Origin of the sequence: Pseudoalteromonas sp. GW168-MNA-CIBAN-0100 (genome assembly GCF_040309225.1) — a bacterium.
Lineage (GTDB): Bacteria > Pseudomonadota > Gammaproteobacteria > Enterobacterales > Alteromonadaceae > Pseudoalteromonas > Pseudoalteromonas arctica.
The window spans coordinates 1-258 of record NZ_JBEOOL010000763.1 but is presented as its reverse complement, the minus strand read 5'-3'; the positions used below and the strand labels follow the sequence as shown (position 1 = coordinate 258).

The window sequence follows — 258 nt, the reverse complement described above, 5'->3', positions numbered from 1 at the left end:
AATAACCAGTTCGCGCTGCTCTGCCGGAAGGTTTTTAGTGTATTCAGAGATGACATCTACTTGAGGGTTATCTTTCGCACTCACTGAGGTTTCAACAGGGGTTTCATTTGTTGAAATATCCCAAGCTTTGTTTTTATCAATTCGTAATTGAATGTCGCCTACCGGCACTTTATATTTTCCACCACTTTTAAGTCCTACTCGCAACTCACCATGGACTACTTCAATAAATGGGTATAGGTGGTTTGTATAAGTGTATAC

General features: G+C 39.9%; 1 protein-coding gene. It reads right to left on the bottom strand.

Going from position 1 to position 258, the window contains the following annotated elements:
* On the bottom strand, positions 1 to 258 hold a 258-nt coding region (locus tag AAEY62_RS23325), incomplete at both ends, for a hypothetical protein (protein WP_350636817.1).